The sequence below is a fragment of the Humibacter albus DSM 18994 genome (assembly GCF_000421825.1).
Taxonomy (GTDB): domain Bacteria; phylum Actinomycetota; class Actinomycetes; order Actinomycetales; family Microbacteriaceae; genus Humibacter; species Humibacter albus.
In genome coordinates this window covers 12,723-30,513 of the sequence record NZ_ATXT01000018.1, presented here as the reverse complement: position 1 = coordinate 30,513, position 17,791 = coordinate 12,723, and the positions used below count along the sequence as shown (strand labels likewise).

The 17,791-nt window shown below is 68.7% G+C and carries 17 protein-coding genes; 15 read left to right on the top strand and 2 right to left on the bottom strand.

Going from position 1 to position 17,791, the window contains the following annotated elements; all coding sequences use genetic code 11:
• Positions 1–100: 100 nt before the first annotated feature.
• From hflX to metE, 3 genes are all read left to right on the top strand, one after another.
• On the top strand, positions 101–1,642 hold the full coding sequence (gene hflX / locus H623_RS0114675; protein WP_425402099.1) for a GTPase HflX: 1,542 nt from the start codon (positions 101–103) through the stop codon (positions 1,640–1,642).
• A 233-nt stretch (positions 1,643–1,875) separates the two neighbouring features.
• Positions 1,876–2,841, top strand: coding sequence for a methylenetetrahydrofolate reductase (locus H623_RS20250; RefSeq protein WP_245559005.1), 966 nt, complete (start codon positions 1,876–1,878; stop codon positions 2,839–2,841).
• A gap of 50 nt (positions 2,842–2,891) precedes the next feature.
• Positions 2,892–5,225, top strand: coding sequence for a 5-methyltetrahydropteroyltriglutamate--homocysteine S-methyltransferase (metE, locus tag H623_RS0114665; RefSeq protein WP_022901675.1), 2,334 nt, complete (start codon positions 2,892–2,894; stop codon positions 5,223–5,225).
• Between the two features lie 217 nt (positions 5,226–5,442).
• On the opposite strand, the gene lexA is transcribed toward metE, so the two are convergent.
• Positions 5,443–6,084, bottom strand: coding sequence for a transcriptional repressor LexA (gene lexA, locus H623_RS0114660; protein ID WP_245559012.1), 642 nt, complete (start codon positions 6,082–6,084; stop codon positions 5,443–5,445).
• 338 nt (positions 6,085–6,422) lie between these two features.
• On the opposite strand from lexA, the gene H623_RS0114655 reads away from it, so the two are divergent.
• From H623_RS0114655 to H623_RS20245, 6 genes are read left to right on the top strand one after another with little or no spacing between them, the layout of a single operon-like run.
• Positions 6,423–6,794 (top strand): LysM peptidoglycan-binding domain-containing protein, encoded by a 372-nt coding sequence (locus H623_RS0114655; RefSeq protein ID WP_022901673.1) that lies wholly within the window; start codon positions 6,423–6,425, stop codon positions 6,792–6,794.
• A gap of 49 nt (positions 6,795–6,843) precedes the next feature.
• Complete coding sequence (locus tag H623_RS0114650; protein ID WP_022901672.1) at positions 6,844–7,944, top strand: histidinol-phosphate transaminase; 1,101 nt, start codon at positions 6,844–6,846, stop codon at positions 7,942–7,944.
• A 10-nt stretch (positions 7,945–7,954) separates the two neighbouring features.
• A complete protein-coding gene (gene hisB / locus H623_RS0114645) occupies positions 7,955–8,557 on the top strand; it encodes an imidazoleglycerol-phosphate dehydratase HisB (protein ID WP_022901671.1) in 603 nt (200 codons plus the stop codon).
• Positions 8,557–9,246, top strand: a complete 690-nt coding sequence (gene hisH, locus H623_RS0114640) for an imidazole glycerol phosphate synthase subunit HisH (protein WP_022901670.1) — start codon at positions 8,557–8,559, stop codon at positions 9,244–9,246. Before hisB ends, hisH begins: the two co-directional genes overlap by 1 nt.
• A 55-nt stretch (positions 9,247–9,301) precedes the next feature.
• Complete coding sequence (priA, locus tag H623_RS0114635) at positions 9,302–10,048, top strand: bifunctional 1-(5-phosphoribosyl)-5-((5-phosphoribosylamino)methylideneamino)imidazole-4-carboxamide isomerase/phosphoribosylanthranilate isomerase PriA (protein ID WP_022901669.1); 747 nt, start codon at positions 9,302–9,304, stop codon at positions 10,046–10,048.
• Positions 10,035–10,847 (top strand): SseB family protein, encoded by an 813-nt coding sequence (locus H623_RS20245; protein WP_022901668.1) that lies wholly within the window; start codon positions 10,035–10,037, stop codon positions 10,845–10,847. The genes priA and H623_RS20245 overlap by 14 nt, the downstream gene beginning before the upstream one ends.
• Positions 10,848–10,933: 86 nt before the next feature.
• Here the strand turns inward: H623_RS20245 and H623_RS0114625 are convergent, their stop codons facing one another.
• Positions 10,934–11,365, bottom strand: a complete 432-nt coding sequence (locus tag H623_RS0114625) for a DUF1844 domain-containing protein (protein ID WP_026940395.1) — start codon at positions 11,363–11,365, stop codon at positions 10,934–10,936.
• A 373-nt stretch (positions 11,366–11,738) separates the two neighbouring features.
• Between H623_RS0114625 and infC the strand changes: the two genes are divergently transcribed.
• The 6 genes from infC to pheT all read left to right on the top strand — a co-directional run bounded on the left by infC (position 11,739) and on the right by pheT (position 17,714).
• Entirely contained in the window at positions 11,739–12,338 is a 600-nt protein-coding gene (infC, locus tag H623_RS0114620; protein ID WP_245559004.1) for a translation initiation factor IF-3, read from the top strand.
• Positions 12,338–12,532 carry a 50S ribosomal protein L35 gene (gene rpmI / locus H623_RS0114615; RefSeq protein ID WP_022901665.1) on the top strand — a complete coding sequence of 65 codons (195 nt, stop codon included), beginning with the start codon at positions 12,338–12,340 and terminating at the stop codon, positions 12,530–12,532. Before infC ends, rpmI begins: the two co-directional genes overlap by 1 nt.
• A gap of 35 nt (positions 12,533–12,567) precedes the next feature.
• Positions 12,568–12,957: a 50S ribosomal protein L20 gene (gene rplT / locus H623_RS0114610; protein WP_022901664.1), complete on the top strand. Its 390-nt coding sequence runs from the start codon at positions 12,568–12,570 to the stop codon at positions 12,955–12,957.
• A 293-nt stretch (positions 12,958–13,250) separates the two neighbouring features.
• Entirely contained in the window at positions 13,251–14,051 is an 801-nt protein-coding gene (locus H623_RS0114605) for a TrmH family RNA methyltransferase (protein WP_022901663.1), read from the top strand.
• A 101-nt stretch (positions 14,052–14,152) separates the two neighbouring features.
• On the top strand, positions 14,153–15,193 hold the full coding sequence (gene pheS, locus H623_RS0114600) for a phenylalanine--tRNA ligase subunit alpha (protein WP_026940393.1): 1,041 nt from the start codon (positions 14,153–14,155) through the stop codon (positions 15,191–15,193).
• 4 nt (positions 15,194–15,197) lie between these two features.
• Positions 15,198–17,714, top strand: a complete 2,517-nt coding sequence (gene pheT / locus H623_RS0114595) for a phenylalanine--tRNA ligase subunit beta (RefSeq protein WP_022901661.1) — start codon at positions 15,198–15,200, stop codon at positions 17,712–17,714.
• Positions 17,715–17,791: the final 77 nt, after the last annotated feature.

Sequence of the window (17,791 nt, the reverse complement as noted above, 5' to 3'; positions counted from 1 at the left end):
TAGGGTGGAGGACACGATGACGCAGACCCATGGTGAACGGGACGAGCGCCGGGATGATCCGGTACGCGGAATGATCGATGACACGACGCCGGACGAGACGATGGCAGATGACACGATGACGGACCGTTCGGCGACGAACGGGGAGACGGACGACGTTGTGGCGAGGGTCCTCGCGCGCGCGGAACAGGCATCCGCCCGTACCAGGATCTTCGGACAGGGGGCCCAGGCTCTGCAGCGCGCCCAGGTTGACGGCCAGAGCGCCGACGGCGAGCAGTTCGACCGCGAGGAGCGCGCCGCACTGCGTCGCGTCTCGGGGCTGTCGACCGAGCTCGAAGACGTCACCGAGGTCGAGTACCGGCAGCTGCGGCTGGAGAACGTCGTGCTGATCGGCGTGTACTCGGGCGGAACGCTGACGGATGCCGAGAACTCGCTGCGCGAACTCGCAGCCCTCGCCGAGACAGCGGGGGCGGTCGTGCTCGACGGCCTGCTGCAGCGTCGCCCGCATCCGGATCCGGGCACCTACCTGGGCAGCGGCAAAGCGCAGGAACTGCACGACGTGGTCGCCGCTCTCGGCGCAGACACCGTCGTGGCCGACACCGAGCTGGCTCCCAGCCAGCGGCGTGCGCTGGAGGACATCGTCAAGGTGAAGGTGATCGACCGCACCGCGGTCATCCTCGACATCTTCAGCCAGCACGCGAAGAGCCGCGAGGGCAAGGCGCAGGTCGAGCTCGCGCAGCTCGAGTACCTCTTGCCGCGACTGCGCGGCTGGGGCGAGTCGATGAGCCGTCAGGCCGGAGGCCAGGTCGGCAGCGGGGGCGCGGGCATGGGAAGCCGCGGCCCCGGCGAGACGAAGATCGAGCTCGACCGTCGGCGCATCCACACGCGCATGGCGAAGCTGCGCAGGCAGATCAAGGACATGAAGCCCGCGCGTGAGGCGAAGCGCGCGAACCGGCGTCGGAACAGCGTGCCGTCCGTGGCGATCGCCGGCTACACGAACGCCGGCAAGTCGAGCCTGCTGAACCGCATCACGAAGGCCGGCGTGCTCGTGGAGAACGCACTGTTCGCGACGCTGGATGCCACGGTGCGGCGCTCCATCACTGCCGACGGCCGTCTCTATACCCTGACCGACACGGTCGGCTTCGTGCGCAACCTTCCCCACCAGCTCGTCGAGGCGTTCCGGTCGACGCTCGAGGAGGTCGCCGATTCCGACGTCATCGTGCACGTCGTGGACGCCTCGCATCCGGATCCCGCTGCACAGCTTTCCACGGTGCGCGACGTGATCGGGGAAGTGGGCGCGCGGGAACTCCCCGAACTCGTGGTGTTCAACAAGTCCGACCTGATCGACGACGCACGCCGACTCGAGCTTCGTGGAATGGAGCCCAACGCCGTCTTCGCCTCCGCGCGCACCGGAGAGGGGATCGACGAGGTGCTCGCGGCCATCGCGCGCCTGCTGCCGGACCGCTCGGTCGAACTCGACCTGCTGCTCCCGTATGACCGCGGCGACCTGGTGTCGGCACTGCACGAACGCGGTCGAGTCGTGCACACCTCGTACGAGGAAGACGGTACGCGGATCACCGCGAAGATCGCACCCGAGTTCGTGCCGGTTTTCGAGCCGTTCGTCTCGGCGCCTGCGGTGGTCTGACTCGAGCGCGGTCGCGCGTAGCGCGACGTAACACGTGGCATCCGCAGTGCATCTCGATTGCTAATCTGAACGCGTTATTCGTCGAGGGGCTGTGATGGCCCCCGATGGGAGCGACAGCCGAGCCCGGCACCCGCCCACAGATCGTACGAGAAGTGCGATCTGCCACCGCTGCGGTGAGGACGTGCGAGGCACCGGCTGTCTTCGCGTTCGCGCCGCCCGATGAGGGAGCCGACGTGAGCGCATCGCCGAGCATCGACGGCATCGCGCCGTGCCCGGCCGGAACACCCTTCTCGTTCGAGGTCTACCCGCCCCGGAACGAGGCGGCGGCCCGTTCCCTGCCGGAGACGATCCGCCTTTTGGCGTCGGTCCGACCCGAGTTCATCTCGGTCACCTACGGCGCGGGCGGCTCTTCGCACGCGTCGTCACTCGACGTCGTGACGAACATCGTGCGAAACACCGAGGTGCCGGTGATGGCGCACCTCACCTGTGTCGGCTCGTCGCACGAGCAGGCCGCGCAGATGATCCGGGAGTTTCTCGATGCAGGCGTGCGACAGTTCCTGGCGGTGCGAGGCGATCCGCCTGAGGGCTCCGCTTCGGACGCCGCGCTCGGCGACCTGCGCAGCTCCGCCGAGCTGGTGCAGCTCATCCACCGCATCCAGGCGGAACGTGCGCCGTACCGGGAGATTCCGGTGCCGGGCCTCCCGCACGCGAGTGCGGTGGGCAGGCGGGAGCGCGTGACGATCGCCGTCGCGGCGTTCCCGAACGGACATCCGCGTTCGCACTCCTTGGAGCAGGACGTCGACACGCTCCTGGCGAAGCAGGCGGCCGGCGCCAACCTCGCCATCACCCAGTTGTTCTTCCATGCCGAGGACTACTTCGCGTTCGCTCAGCGGGTGCGGGATGCCGGCGTGCTCTTCCCGATCCTGCCCGGCATCATGCCAGTGACCAGCCCGGCGCGGCTCAAGCGCATGCTCGAGCTCAGCGGTGAAGACCTGCCGAGCGGCCTGGGCATCCGGCTCGAGGTCGAGCCGACCGACGAGGGCCGGCGCGAGATCGGTATCGACCACGCCGCTCGGTTCGCCGAGCGCCTCGTCGCCGGCGGTGCACCGGGAATCCATCTCTACACGTTCAATCAACCGCACACTGCGCTCGCCGTGCTCGAGCGCTGCGGACTCATCGACGCCGTCCCGACCAGCTAGATCTTCGATCGCCACCACAGACTGTCACCTCACGAACCAGAAGGAATCTCATGACCTCTCCCGCGTTCCCCACCGGCACCATCGTCGGCTACCCGCGCATCGGCCGTCGACGCGAGCTCAAGAAGGCCGTCGAGGCCTTCTGGACCGGCTCCACGACGGCGGACGAGCTCGAGGCGACCGCCGCCGAGCTGCGTCGCACGACCCGCGAGCGTCTCACCGAGCTCGGCCTCGGCGCGGCCGACTCGTCGATCCCCGAGTCGTTCAGCTACTACGACCAGGTTCTGGATGCCGCGGTCACGCTTGGCGCCGTCCCCGCCCGTTTCGCGTCGCTGCAGGATGCCGACGGCGGCGTCGACCTCGCCGGCTACTTCACGATCGCGCGCGGGGCCGGCGAGGACGCGCCCCTGGAGATGACCAAGTGGTTCGACTCGAACTATCACTACCTGGTCCCTGAGATCGGGCCGGAGACGTCGTTCCGGCTCGCCTCGGACCGCCTCGTGCGCGAATTCGCGGAGGCGAAGGCCGACGGATATCTCACGCGGCCGGTCATCGTCGGACCTGTCACGTTCCTGGCACTGAGCAAGCCGACGGGTGAGGCGCCCGAGGGCTTCCGCCCGCTGTCCCGCTTGCCGGAGCTGCTCGACGTCTACGGCGAGCTCCTCGCGCGGCTGAAGGCGGAAGGTGCGCAGTGGGTGCAGCTCGACGAGCCGGCGCTGGTCAGCGAGAGCCTGGATGACGATCGTGCCTCCGTGCTCGAGGCGGCCCGCGAGGCGTATGGGGTCTTGGGATCTGCGAGCGAGCGTCCTGCGCTGTTCGTGGCAACGCCGTATGGCGGTCTCGACGAGGCGCTCCCGGTGCTCGCAGGCACTGCCGTGGAGGCGATCGGGCTCGACCTGGTGCGGGGGAGCATCCCGAACACCGAGGATGCCGAAGTCGCCTCGGCACTGCGCGGCAAGACCCTGGTCGGTGGCGTCATCGACGGGCACAACATCTGGCGCGGTGACCTGGAGGCGGCGTTCGGCAGGCTCGAGTCGCTGCTCGCGCTGTCGCCGAACGTCGCGGCGTCGACCTCGACCTCGTTGCTCCATGTTCCGCACGACGTCGAGGATGAACCGGAGCTGGACGTGCGCCTGAAGTCCTGGCTCGCCTTCGCAGACCAGAAGGTCGCGCAAGTCGCCACGCTGGCACGCGGCTTGGACGACGGCCACGAGACGATTCAGGACGACCTGAGGCAGGCATCCGCAGCCCTCGTCGATCGCCGCAGTGCTCCGGGAGTGCGGGACGGCTCGGTTCGTGCGCGCACGGCATCGCTGACCGACGCGGACTTCCGTCGTGGCGACTATGCCGATCGGCTGTCCGCACAGGATGCCGCACTGCACCTTCCCGCGCTGCCGACGACGACCATCGGCTCGTTTCCGCAGACCGCCGACATTCGACGCTCCCGTGCCCAGTTCGCCAAGGGTGTCATCGACGAGGCCGAGTATCTGAGCCGGATGCAGGCGGAGATCACGCGCGTGGTCGACCTACAGGAGGAGATCGGCATCGACGTCATCGTGCACGGTGAGCCGGAGCGCAATGACATGGTGCAGTACTTCGCCGAGAATCTGGACGGTTTCGCAGTGACGCAGAACGGCTGGGTGCAGTCCTACGGCAGTCGGTGCACGCGTCCGTCGATTCTCTGGGGAGACGTGGAGCGTCCTCGCCCGATCACCGTGGAGTGGTCGACGTTTGCGCAGTCGCTGACGCAGAAGCCGGTGAAGGGCATGCTGACCGGGCCCGTGACGATCCTCGCGTGGTCATTCGTGCGCGACGACCAGCCGCTGGGGGAGACCGCCCGTCAGGTGGCGCTTGCCCTGCGCGACGAGATCGCGGACCTGGAGAGTGCCGGAATCCGCATCGTGCAGGTCGATGAGCCCGCCCTGCGGGAACTGCTCCCGCTGAAGAAGAAGGACCAGCCCGGCTACCTCGACTGGTCCGTCGGCTCTTTCCGGCTGGCGACGAGCGGGGTGGGCGATGCGACGCAGATTCACACGCACCTCTGCTACTCCGAGTTCGGCGTCGTGATCGATGCGATCCGCAACTTGGACGCCGATGTGACCAGCATCGAGGCGGCCCGCAGTCGCATGGAGGTCGTCGATGACATCAAGGCGAGCGGCTTCGATCACGGCATCGGGCCCGGCGTCTACGACATCCATTCGCCGCGCGTGCCGTCGACCGCAGAAGTGACCGAGCTGATCGAGAAGGCGTTGGCGGGCATCCCGCAGCGGCAGGTGTGGATCAACCCGGATTGCGGCCTGAAAACCCGGGGCTACGACGAGACGGTCGCATCCTTGAAGAACATCATCGACGCGACCCGCGCCGTGCGCGAGAAGCAGACCGCGTAGCCCCAGAGGTGCGGAAACGCCCTGCGCCGATCGGGTGATCGGCGCAGGGCGTTTCCGCACTTCCAAGCTTCTCCACCGCGGTGCTCGCGGCGGAACTGCGAGATCTCTGGGCGCCGGGGATGTTGTTCGTGCGGGCTGGCATCGGGCGGGCGGGAGCCGCGTCAGCGGCGGGGGAATGTCCCGCACGAACAACATCCCGGCGCCTCAGCGGGATTGCTCAGACCGTGCGGAGGACCGCCACCACTTTTCCGACGAGCTCCGCGAAGTCTCCCAGGATCGGCTCGAAGGCGGAGTTGCGAGGCAGCAGCCAGGTGTGACCGTCGCGCTGCCGGAACACCTTGACCGTCGCCTCGCCGTCGAGCATCGCGGCCACGATGTCGCCGTTCTCCGCGTCTTTCTGCTGTCGCACGACGACCCAGTCGCCGTCGCAGATGGCGGCGTCGATCATCGACTCGCCCTGAACCTTGAGCATGAACAGCTCGCCGTTGCCGACGAGCTGGCGCGGGAGCGGGAAGACCTCTTCGATCTGCTGCTCCGCGGTGATGGGGACTCCGGCGGCGATGCGGCCGACGAGGGGCACCATGGTTGCGTCGCCGACCGGGATGGAGGTCTCGAGGTCGGTCGCGTCTTCCGAACGGCCCGTGGCGGCGGGGAGATCGATCAGCACCTCGAGAGCGCGAGGCCTGTTCGGGTCGCGGCGCAGGTATCCGCTCAGCTCCAGTTGCCCCAGCTGGTGCGCGACGCTCGAGAGCGACGCGAGGCCGACGGCGTCGCCGATCTCCCGCATACTCGGCGGGTAGCCGCGCTGGCTCACGGAGCGCTGGATCACCTCGAGAATGGCCCGCTGCTTGTCGCTCAGGTTCTTACGACGGCGAGTGCGCGGCTTGTCCGCAGCGCTGCGCCGTGTGGTGCCGGTGCGCGCGCTTCCGGCCGTTTCTGCGTCGGTCAAGGTGCGGTCCTCTCGTCGATTTCGAATGTCGGCGCCGCTGTCTGCAGGGCCTCGGGGACGAATGTCGGTGGTTCGTGATGCGCTGTCTTCGTGACGATCGAAACTCTATCTGCTCAGGCAGCCGAACCAGCGGCTTTGTTCGAGCGTGTTGAGAACGTCTCACGGTGTGTTTTCGAATATACCGTTGAAAATCGAGGAAATCGAAGATAGATTCGGAACACGGGTTCGATAGAAGACAGGAGGCGGTCATGACGACCATCGCACTGGAGCATCCGGCAGCGTTCGCGAGCCGTGGCACCGTCCGCGTTCGCACGCGCCTCACGCGCCGCGGCAGGGCCGTCATGGCGGCATTGATCGTGCTTCCGCTGCTGATCGGCGGTGGCGTGCTCGTCGTCGGCGGCACGGCGGCAGCAGGAACGGACGGTTCGCAATCGGCGTCGTTCGACCACGTCACGGTACAGCCGGGAGACTCGTTGTGGACGGTCGCGGAGCGAATCGCGCCGAACAGCGACCCGCGCGATGTCGTGACGGCACTCGAAGACCTCAACGGCCTGGCTTCCAGCACGGTCATCGCGGGGGAGCGGCTCGCGATACCGCATCAGTACGACGACGCGCGCTGACGGTTCCGGTGCGTCGGAGACGGCGTTCCGTCGCACCTAGCATGGAGGCGTGACTTCGTTCTCCGATCTCCCCATCCGGGATGACCTTCGTGGCAGGACACCTTACGGCGCGCCGGTGGCCGCCGTTCCTGTCGCGCTGAATGTCAACGAGAACACGCATCCGATTCCCGACGATGTGGTGGCCGACGTCATGGCCTCGCTCGAGGTCGAACTGCGCAAGGCGAACAGGTACCCGGATCGAGAATTCGCCGGTCTGCGGGCAGCCCTGGCCGGCTATCTGGGCCACGGTCTGGATGCCTCGAACATCTGGGCCGCCAACGGGTCGAACGAGGTGCTCCAGCAGATCCTGCAGGCATTCGGCGGTCCGGGACGGACCGCCCTGGGATTCGCTCCGACCTATTCGATGTACCCGCTCCTCGCCTCCGGCACGGGCACCGGATGGATCGCCGCAGATCGCGGTCCCGAATTCGTCCTCACGGCAGAGCACGCCGCCGGTTGGACGAACGCGAAGAAGCCGGACGTCGTCATCTTGTGCGCTCCGAACAATCCGACGGGCACCCCCTTGGGTCTCGACGTCGTCGAAGCGGTGTACGACGCGACCGAGGGCATCGTCGTCGTCGACGAGGCCTACGCGGAGTTCATGCCCGACGATGCTCCGAGTGCGCTCACGCTGCTCGCCGGACGCGAGCGCCTCATCGTCTCGCGAACGATGAGCAAGGCGTTCGCCTTCGCGGGCGTGCGCCTCGGGTACCTGGCCGCGGACCCGGCCGTCGCCGACGCCTTGCGCCTCGTACGCCTGCCCTACCACCTCTCGGTGCTCACGCAGGCCGCGGCGACCGCTGCCTTGCGGCACGCCGACCAGATGCTCGGAACGGTGCACGACATCGTGCGGCAGCGGGATCGCATCTCGCAGCGGCTGACGGAGCTCGGCTACGCGGTCCACGTCAGCGGCAGCAACTTCGTGCTCTTCGGTGGCGTCGACGATTCGCACGCGACGTTCCTCGCGCTCAAGGATCGGGGCGTGCTGGTGCGTGACCCGGGCATCCCGAACCACCTCCGGGTGAGCGCCGGCACGCAGCAGGAGACGACCGTGTTCCTCGACGCCATCGCCGGCCTGGGGCCGGGCGGTGCGCGCGCGACGCGCCGGTAGGCTGGAAGGCATGAGCAGCCGCACCGCGAGCATCCGTCGCGAGACCAGTGAATCGAGCATCGAGCTGTCGCTCGATCTTGACGGCACGGGCCGCAGCAGCGTCCACACGACGGTGCCGTTCTTCGATCACCTGCTCACCGCGTTCGCCAAGCACTCGCTCACCAACCTCACGGTGCGCGCGACCGGCGATATCGAGATCGACGTGCACCACACCGTCGAAGACACGGGCATCGTGCTCGGCCAGGCGATCCGGGACGCCCTCGGCGACAAGTCCGGCATCTCCCGCTTCGGCGACGCCACTGTGCCGCTGGACGAGGCGCTCGTGCACGCCGTCGTCGACATCTCCGGACGCCCCTATCTGGTGCACACGGGCGAGCCGGAGGGTTTCGAGCACCACCTGATCGGCGGGCACTTCACGGGGTCCATGGTGCGCCACGTCTTCGAGGCGCTCGCCTTCAACGCCGCGCTGACCGTGCACGTGCGCGTGCTGAACGGTCGCGACCCGCATCACATCGCCGAAGCCGAGTTCAAGGCGTTCGCGCGTGCGTTCCGACAGGCGAAGGCGCTCGATCCGCTGGTGGACGGCATCCCGTCGACCAAGGGTGCGCTGTGATGACGAGCAGTACGACGGACTCGGCAGCGGCAGACGCCGTCGGCGGCACTGCGCCGTCGGTCGTCGTGTTCGACTACGGGTCGGGCAACGTGCACTCCGCGGCGAAAGCGCTGGAAGCAGCCGGCGCCGATGTCATGCTGACCTCGGATCGCGCTGCCGCCGAGAACGCCGACGGGCTCGTGGTGCCCGGCGTCGGCGCGTTCAAGGCCGTCGTAGATCAGTTGCGGCCGGTGCACGGACCGGAGATCATCGGACGCCGTTTGGCCGGCGGTCGCCCGGTGCTCGGCATCTGCGTCGGCATGCAGGTGCTCTTCGAACACGGTGTCGAGCACGGCCACGACGCCGATGGCCTGGGCGAATGGCCGGGCACCGTCGAGGCACTGAAGGCCGACGTGCTGCCGCACATGGGCTGGAACACGGTCGACGCCCCCGACGACTCGGTGCTCTTCGCCGGGATCCGGCAGGAGCGCTTCTACTTCGTGCACTCGTTCGCGGCCCAGAGCTGGGAACTGCCCGCCTCAGGCCGGACCGCTCCGAAGCTCACCTGGTCCGATCACGGCGGACGGTTCCTGGCGGCCGTGGAGAACGGTCCGCTGTCGGCCACCCAGTTCCACCCCGAGAAGTCCGGGCAGGCCGGCCTTCGCCTGCTGCGCAACTGGGTGCAGTCTCTCGCGGCGCGCTCGGCCTAGCGGCTGTGCAGGTTCCCGCGCCCTCGTCCCTACTCCCGAAAGAACTCAGGTCACGATGAGTCCCATCACCGACACCCCTCGTCTCGAACTGCTCCCCGCCGTCGACATCGCCGACGCCAAGGCCGTACGCCTCACGCAGGGCGAGGCCGGAAGCGAGACGAGCTACGGCGACCCCGTCGAGGCAGCGGAGGAGTGGGTGCGGCAGGGCGCGGAATGGATCCACCTGGTCGACCTCGACGCGGCGTTCGGTCGGGGACACAACCGGGACGTGCTGAAGGCCGTGCTGCGCTCGAGGCACGATGTGAAGATCGAGCTGTCCGGAGGCATCCGTGACGATGCCTCGCTGGAACACGCGCTCGAGCTGGGCGCCAAGCGCGTCAACCTGGGCACCGCGGCATTGGAGAACCCGGAATGGGCCGCCGATGTGATCTCGCGGTACGGCGAGGCGATCGCGGTCGGCCTCGATGTGCGCGGCACGACCCTGGCGGCACGAGGCTGGACGCGGGAGGGCGGTGAGCTGTGGGATGTCCTCGCCCGGCTCGAGGACGCAGGATGCGCACGCTACGTCGTCACGGACGTCACCAAGGACGGCACGCTGCGGGGCCCGAACCTCGAACTTCTTCAGCTCGTCACGCAGCGCACGGACCGGCCCGTCGTGGCATCCGGAGGCATCTCCAGCCTCGACGACATCGCGGCGTTGCGCGACCTGGTGCCCGACGGTATCGAGGGCGCGATCGTCGGCAAGGCGCTCTACTCGGGAGCGTTCACACTGCCGGAGGCGCTGGACGTTGCCGGATACTGATCCGCACGCTTCGCACGCGGCTGGTGACCGCCACCTCTTCGGGTCGAGCGATCGCGCCGACTCCGCCGGAGTGCCGTGGGAGGGCCGCAGGTTCGAGCACGCCCCGGCGTCGGACGACGACGGCTCGGCCGATCCCGCACTTCTCGCGGCGCTGACCGGATTCGCCGCCGGGACCCACTCCGCCGTCGACATCGTCGAGTCGGTGCGCGCGGCGCGGCTGCTCGTGCCGTTGCTGGCGCACGCGGGCGACATCGGCGAGACGCCGGAGGGCCACGTCGTCGACAAGACGCAGGAACTCTCCATCGCCACCGTGCGCGCTCCCGATGGCCGGGCTGTGCTCCCCGCCTTCACGAGCGTGCAGACGCTGGCGGCATGGAATCCGCGAGCCCGTCCGGTGCCCGCAGTCGGTCCGCGAATCGCGCTGGCGGCGGCCGGCGAGCAGACGGAGCTGGTCGTGATCGACCCCACCAGCCCGACCGAGCACGTGCTGCGGCGCCCGGCGGTGAAGGCGCTCGCGACCGGGGCGGAATGGACGCCGCCGTGGGCCGCGCCCGAGGTCGGGGACGCCTTCCGCCGGTCCGCGGCGAGCGAGCCCGACGTGATCGAGGTGCGGTTGGCATCGGCGGACCCCGGTGCGCGCCTGCAGGGGCCCGAGGTCGAGGTGGGCGTCGTTCTGCGTCCCGGCCTGGACGCGGATGCCCTCCACGCCTTGGTCGGGCGCCTCACCGCCGCATGGGCCGCCTCTGAGGTCATCGCGGAACGCGTCGACTCGATGGCGCTCCGGCTGCTCGCGAACTGAGGCCGCTGGGAAGCGGCGGAGCAGCCGGTGGGGTGAGCCCGGTGGACCGGGGCCCCGCCTCTCACCGGCCGCCGGCCGCCTGCAGGTCAGATCACCGAGCCGGTGTACTTCTCGCCCGGTCCCTTGCCCGGCTCGTCGGGGAATGGCGACGCCTCGCGGAAGGCCAGCTGCACGCTTCGCAGGCCGTCTCGCAGGCTGCGTGCGTGCTGGTCGCCGATGTGGCCGGCGCTCGCCGTCACGAGGCCCGCCAATGCGTCGATCAGCTTGCGCGCCTCGTCGAGATCGGTCTGCGCCCGCGGGTCGTCGGCGAGGCCGCACTTTACGGCGGCGGCGCTCATCAGGTGCACGGCTGTCGTGGTGATCACCTCGACGGCGGGGACGTCGGCGATGTCGCGGGTGACCTCGGAGAGCGCGGCAGCGGCGTCGTCCTCCGTGAGCGGCGGAACGCTGTCGTGGGTGTGTGCGGCGGTGGCCGCGTCGTCGAAACGGTGAACGTGCTGGCCGGAGCTGTCGGGCATGGTGTCTTTCGCGAGAGGAGGGACGGGGAACGGGGCGGACGGGCATCCGTCGACCAGGGATTCGTCAGGCGCCATCGGCGTCTGCTAAGCTGTGTCGGGCTTTCGGTGCGTCATGCCCCGAAAGGAAAGTGGAGAATCTCCCACCCGCGCTTGACCGCTTCACCAGGTTACCGGGTCGTTACGCACTCCGCCGAAGAGACGAAAGTCTCGGAAGGTTGACGTAGAGGGTGCGGATGCATGGCGTGCGCAAGCACGGAATGCGCGTGTGAGAGACCTCTGCAGACCATCCGGCGGCGCCGCCGCGGATGCCTCACGAACCGTTCGATCAGAGGAGACACGCATCAGCGATCCCCGTACCAATGACCGTATCCGCGTGCCCGAGGTCCGCCTCGTGGGCCCTGGCGGAGAGCAGATCGGCGTCGTCAAGATCGAGGTCGCCGTGCGTCTGGCTCAGGAAGCCGACATGGACCTCGTCGAGGTGGCGCCGAACTCGAAGCCGCCCGTCGCCAAGATCATGGATTACGGCAAGTACAAGTACGAGGCTGCGCAGAAGGCGAAAGAGGCCAGGCGCAACCAGGCGAACACCGTGCTGAAAGAGGTGCGGTTCCGCCTCAAGATCGACAAACACGACTACGAGACGAAGCGCAAGCGAGCCGAGGGGTTCCTCAAGGCGGGGGACAAGGTCAAAGCCATGATCCTGTTCCGCGGCCGCGAGCAGTCCCGCCCCGAGCAGGGTGTGCGCTTGCTGCAGCGGTTCGCCGAAGACGTGGGCGAGTTCGGTTCCGTGGAATCGACCCCCACCATCGACGGCCGCAACATGGTCATGGTCATCGGCCCTCTGAAGAACAAGTCGGAGGCCAAGGCCGAGGCCAACGCACAACGTGCCGCGAACCGCGCGCGCTCCCAGCAGCAGCGCTCGGGCGACGCGGCCACCGAGGCGGAAACATCCTCCGCCACCGATGAGGAGAAATAATGCCCAAGCAGAAGACCCACTCCGGGGCCAAGAAGCGTTTCAAGCTCACCGGCAGCGGCAAGGTGATGAAGCAGCAGGCCGGCATGCGCCACAACCTGGAGCTCAAGTCGAGCCGCCGCACGCGCCGCCTCAACCAGGACCAGGTGCTGCCGAACGTCGACGCCAAGGTCGCCAAGAAGCTCCTCGGCAAGTAAGCCGAGCAACGACGCGTACGTAAAGGAAACAAGCAATGGCAAGAGTGAAGAGGGCCGTCAACGCCCACAAGAAGCGTCGGGTCATCCTCGAGCGCGCCGAGGGCTACCGCGGTCAGCGGTCGCGCCTCTACCGCAAGGCCAAGGAGCAGGTCACCCACTCGCTGGTTTACAGCTACCGTGACCGTCGTGCTCGCAAGGGCGACTTCCGCCGCCTGTGGATCCAGCGCATCAACGCTGCGAGCCGTCAGAACGGCCTCACCTACAACCGCCTCATTCAGGGTCTGAACCTGGCGGGCGTCGAGGTGGACCGTCGCATCCTGGCCGAGCTCGCCGTGAACGAGCCCGCCACGTTCGCCTCGCTGGTCGAGACTGCGAAGAAGGCACTTCCGGCCGACACCTCGGCCCCGCGCGCCGACGCCGCCTGAGAGCGATAACAGAATGGCCTGCACCCGTCAGGGTGTGGGCCATTCTGCGTATTCCCCCTTCCGAGCAGGGGTACGACTCTTCTCGGGCCCGCGCGAGCACGGCGACGAGCGGCTCGGCGGGGTCGGGGATCGCGTATCCGCCGGGGCATCGCGTTCGGCGGCAGCGGGACGAAGCACGGCGGGGGACTCGTCCCGGGAAACACGATCCGCTGACCCTTCGTCGCACTCAGCGCCGGGGGAATCGTTCGGCAGCGGTTCGATGGCGGGATTCACCGTCGCCATAGACTGACTTCGTGCTCGACAACCCCAGGTCCCCCCGGGTCCGCGCCGTGGCCAAGCTCGCGAAGAAGTCCGCGCGCGCCGATACGGGAATGTTCCTGCTGGAGGGGCCGCAGGCGGCGCGGGAGGCTTTGACGTGGCGCCCCGAGCTCGTCGTGGAGTTGTTCGCGACCGAGCGGGCGTTCGGCAAGCACGACGATGTGGCATCCTTGGCAGCCGCGGCCGGAACCAGTACCGAGATGGTCTCCGATCAGGTGCTCGACACCATGGCCGACACGGTCACGCCGCAAGGGTTCGTGGCGGTGTGCCGGCAGTTCCCGGTGTCTGTGGATGCCGTCTTCGACGCGTCGCCGAGGCTGATCGCGGTTCTCGAAGAGGTGCGCGATCCGGGGAACGCGGGCACGATCATCCGCGCGGCGGATTCGGCGGGTGCGGATGCCGTCGTGTTCTCCGGTCACACCGTCGACCTTTACAACCCCAAGGTCGTGCGTTCGACGACGGGGTCGATCTTCCATCTGCCGGTGGCCGTGGGCGCGACGATCGAGGACGTGCTGAACCGCGCCAGGGCCGCGGGACTCCGGGCGATCGCGGCGGACATGGCGGGAGACGATCTGCTCGTCGCCCGTCTCAGCGGCGAGCTCGCCGAGCCGACCGCATGGGTTTTCGGTAATGAGGCACGAGGCCTCTCCGACGAGGCGGTCGACCTGGTGGACCGCGTGATCACGGTGCCGATCTACGGTCATGCGGAGTCGATGAACCTGGCGACGGCGGCGTCGGTCTGCCTGTATGAATCCGCGTTCGCGCAGCGCAGCTGACAGGTCCATGTTCTCGCAGCCTGAATTGTGAACGGGACACCGCGCCTCGATGCCGATGAGCCCGACGAGGTCGGGGCCCGGCTCCCGTAGACTTGATCCTCGTGTCAGAACCCCTCGAGATCACCGAATCCGCGGTGGCATCGGCGGTCGATGCGGCCCTGGCCGCAGTGGATGCCGCGAACGACATCGCGGAGCTCAAGGCGGCGCGCTCGGCGCACGCGGCGGAGCACTCCACGCTCGCCCGTTTGAACGCCTCGCTGCGCTCCGTTCCGAACGAGAAGAAGGCCGCTCTCGGCAAGCTGGTCGGCCAGGCCCGCGGCCGGGTGAACCAGGCGTTCGCCGCACGCGAGGTCGTGCTGGCCGAAGCGGAGAATGCGAAGCGGCTCGCCGAGGAGGCCGTCGACGTGACCGAGGTGGCGTTGCCCGGTCATGCCGGGGCGAGGCATCCGCTGTCTCTTCTGCAGGAGCGCATCGCCGACATCTTCGTCGGCATGGGCTGGGAGGTTGCGGAAGGACCGGAACTCGAGAGCGAGTGGTTCAACTTCGATGCGCTGAACTTCGATGCCGACCATCCGGCGCGCGCGCTGCAGGACACGTTCTTCGTCGAGCCGCCCGAAGCGCACTTGGTGCTGCGCACCCACACGTCGCCCGTGCAGGTGCGGGCGCTGCTCGAGCGCGAACTGCCGGTCTACGTCGTCGCACCTGGCCGCGTGTACCGCACCGACGAGCTCGACGCCACGCACACCCCGGTCTTCAGTCAGGTGGAGGGCATCGCCGTCGACAAGGGGCTGACCATGGCGCACTTGCGCGGCACGCTCGAGCACTTCGCGCGGGCCATGTTCGGCGATGAGGCGAAGATCCGCCTCCGCCCCAACTATTTCCCGTTCACCGAGCCGAGTGCCGAGATGGATGTCTGGCACCCCGGCGCCAAGGGCGGCGCGCGCTGGATCGAGTGGGGCGGCTGCGGCATGGTGAATCGCAATGTGCTGCGCTCGGCCGGCATCGATCCGGACGTCTATTCCGGCTTCGCGTTCGGTATGGGAATCGAGCGCACGCTCCAGTTCCGCAACGGACTGAACGACATGCGCGACATGATCGAGGGCGACGTGCGCTTCTCGCAGCAGTTCGGAATGGTGGTTTGAGGGCATGAGAATCCCCCTGAGTTGGCTCGCCGAGTACGTCGACGTGGCCCCTGGCTCGACGCCGGAGGACGTGCACGCCGTGCTCGTGAAGGTCGGCCTCGAAGAGGAGGAGATCCACCGCTTCGACATTTCCGGCCCCGTCGTCGTCGGCGAAGTGCTCGACTTCGTCGAGGAGCCGCAGAAGAACGGCAAGACCATCCGTTGGTGCCAGGTGCGGGTCGCGCCCGACGGCCGAACTGCCGCTGACGGCGGGGATGCCGTGCACGGCATCGTCTGCGGCGCAGGCAACTTCTTCCGCGGTGACAAGGTCGTCGTGACGCTGCCGGGTTCGGTGCTGCCCGGGCCGTTCCCGATCGCGGCGCGCAAGACCTACGGTCACCTCTCCGACGGCATGATCGCCTCCGCACGCGAGCTCGGCCTCGGCGACGAGCACAACGGCATCCTGCGGCTGGCCGAACTGGGTCTCGACGCGGAGCCAGGGACGGATGCCATCGCCCTGCTCGGCCTGGACGACGCGGCCGTCGAGGTCAACGTCACGCCCGACCGGGGGTACGCGCTCTCGATCCGCGGGATCGCCCGCGAATACGCGCACTCCACGGGTGCCGCGTTCCGCGACCCCGCTTCCGCCGTGCAGCCGGTCGACGGCGAGGGATTCCGTGTCGTGATCGACGACGCGTCGCCGATCCGCGGCCGCGTCGGCGCGAGTGTCTTCGTCACGCGCGCCGTGCGCGGCATCGATCCGAACGCCCCCACGCCGGCGTGGATGATCGCGCGGCTCGTGCTGGCGGGCATCCGCTCGATCTCCCTCATCGTCGACGTCACGAACTACGTGATGCTCGAGCTGGGGCAGCCGATCCACGCCTACGACCTCAGCACACTGGCCGGCGGCATCACGGTGCGCCGCGCGACGCCGGGCGAGACGCTGGAGACCCTCGATGGTCAGACGCGCACGCTCGATGCCGAAGACCTGCTCATCACCGACGACTCCGGCCCGATCGGCCTTGCCGGCGTGATGGGTGGTGCTACTACCGAGGTCGGCGACGGCACCACCGACGTGCTCATCGAGGCGGCGAACTTCGATCCCGTGTCCATCGCGCGCACCGCACGCCGGCACAAGCTGCCGAGCGAGGCATCCCGACGCTTCGAGCGTGGCGTCGACCCCGATGTCGCCCGCGCGGCTGCGGCTCGTGTCGTGCAGCTCCTGGAACAGCTCGGCGGCGGTCGCGCCGACGGCCTCGGATCCACGCAGCACGCGGCCCCGCAGGGGGAGCCGATCTTCCTCCCGCACGGGTACGTCACCCAGCTGGTGGGCGTCGAGTTCACCGACGACGAGGTGCGTTCCACACTGGCCGAGATCGGCGGAACGATCGAGCAGACCGACGCCGGACTCTTCGTCACTCCGCCGAGCTGGCGGCCCGATCTCGGCGACAAGGCCGATCTCGCCGAAGAGGTGGCGCGCATCGTCGGGTACGAGCGCATCCCGTCCGTCCTGCCGGTCGCGCCTTCCGGACGCGGGCTCACGCGGGCGCAGCAGCTTCGCCGCCAGGCGGCGACGGCGCTCGCCGCGAGCGGGCTCACCGAGGTGCTCGTCTATCCGTTCGTGACGGCCGTGCAGAACGACCTCTTCGGCTCGCCGGTCGACCAGAGGGTTCCCGCGGTGCGTTTGACGAACGCGCTGGATGCCTCGGTGCCGTTCCTGCGAACCTCGCTACTTCCCGGCCTCATCGAGACGGCGAAGCGCAACCTGTCCCGCGGCCTCACCGACCTCGCGCTCTACGAGATCGGCCTGGTGTTCCGTCCCGAGGGCGAGGTGCGAGGCACCGCGGACCTCCCGGCCGGCGCTGCGCTGCCGAGCCCCGAGCAGCTCGCGCAGCTGCACGACGGCATCCCCCCGCAGCCGCGCATGGTCGGCGCCCTGTTCACCGGCGACGTCACGCCGAAGCAGCCCGGTCAGCCGGCGGTCGCCGCGGGCATCGCCGACGCGCTGGCCGCGGTGCGCACCTTGCAGACGGCGCTCGGTGTGCCGCTCACGGTGCGCCAGGGTGCGCACAAGGCGCTGCATCCGGGCCGTACCGCGGAGGTGCTGCTGAATGGCGAGGTCGTCGGCTACGCGGGCGAACTGCTGCCGCAGGTGGCCGAGGAGGCAGACCTCCCGCGCGTGGTCGGCGCGCTCGAAGTGGACCTCGACGCGCTGATCGAGGCCGCGGGAGCGGACATCCAGGTGGGGGGCATCTCGACGTTCCCTGCGGCAACGCAGGACCTGTCGCTCGTGGTCGACGTCTCGGTGCCGGCCGCCGAGGTGTTGTCCGCGGTCGTCGACGGTGCGGGCGCGCTTCTCGAGAACGCGCACATCGTCGACGACTATCGGGGCCAGGGCGTGCAGGAGGGGTCCAAGAGCCTCACCTTCGCGCTGCGCTTCCGCGCGAGCGACCGCACGCTGACGGCGGCCGAGGCGAGCGAAGCGAAGCTCGCCGGCGCCGCGGTCGCCCACGAGCGGTTCGGCGCCACCGTTCGGGAGTGACGACGCCGCGGAACGTCACGATTCGTGACACGCGGCACCCGCCCGGTATGCTGGCCGACATGTCTTGCACCCGGCGC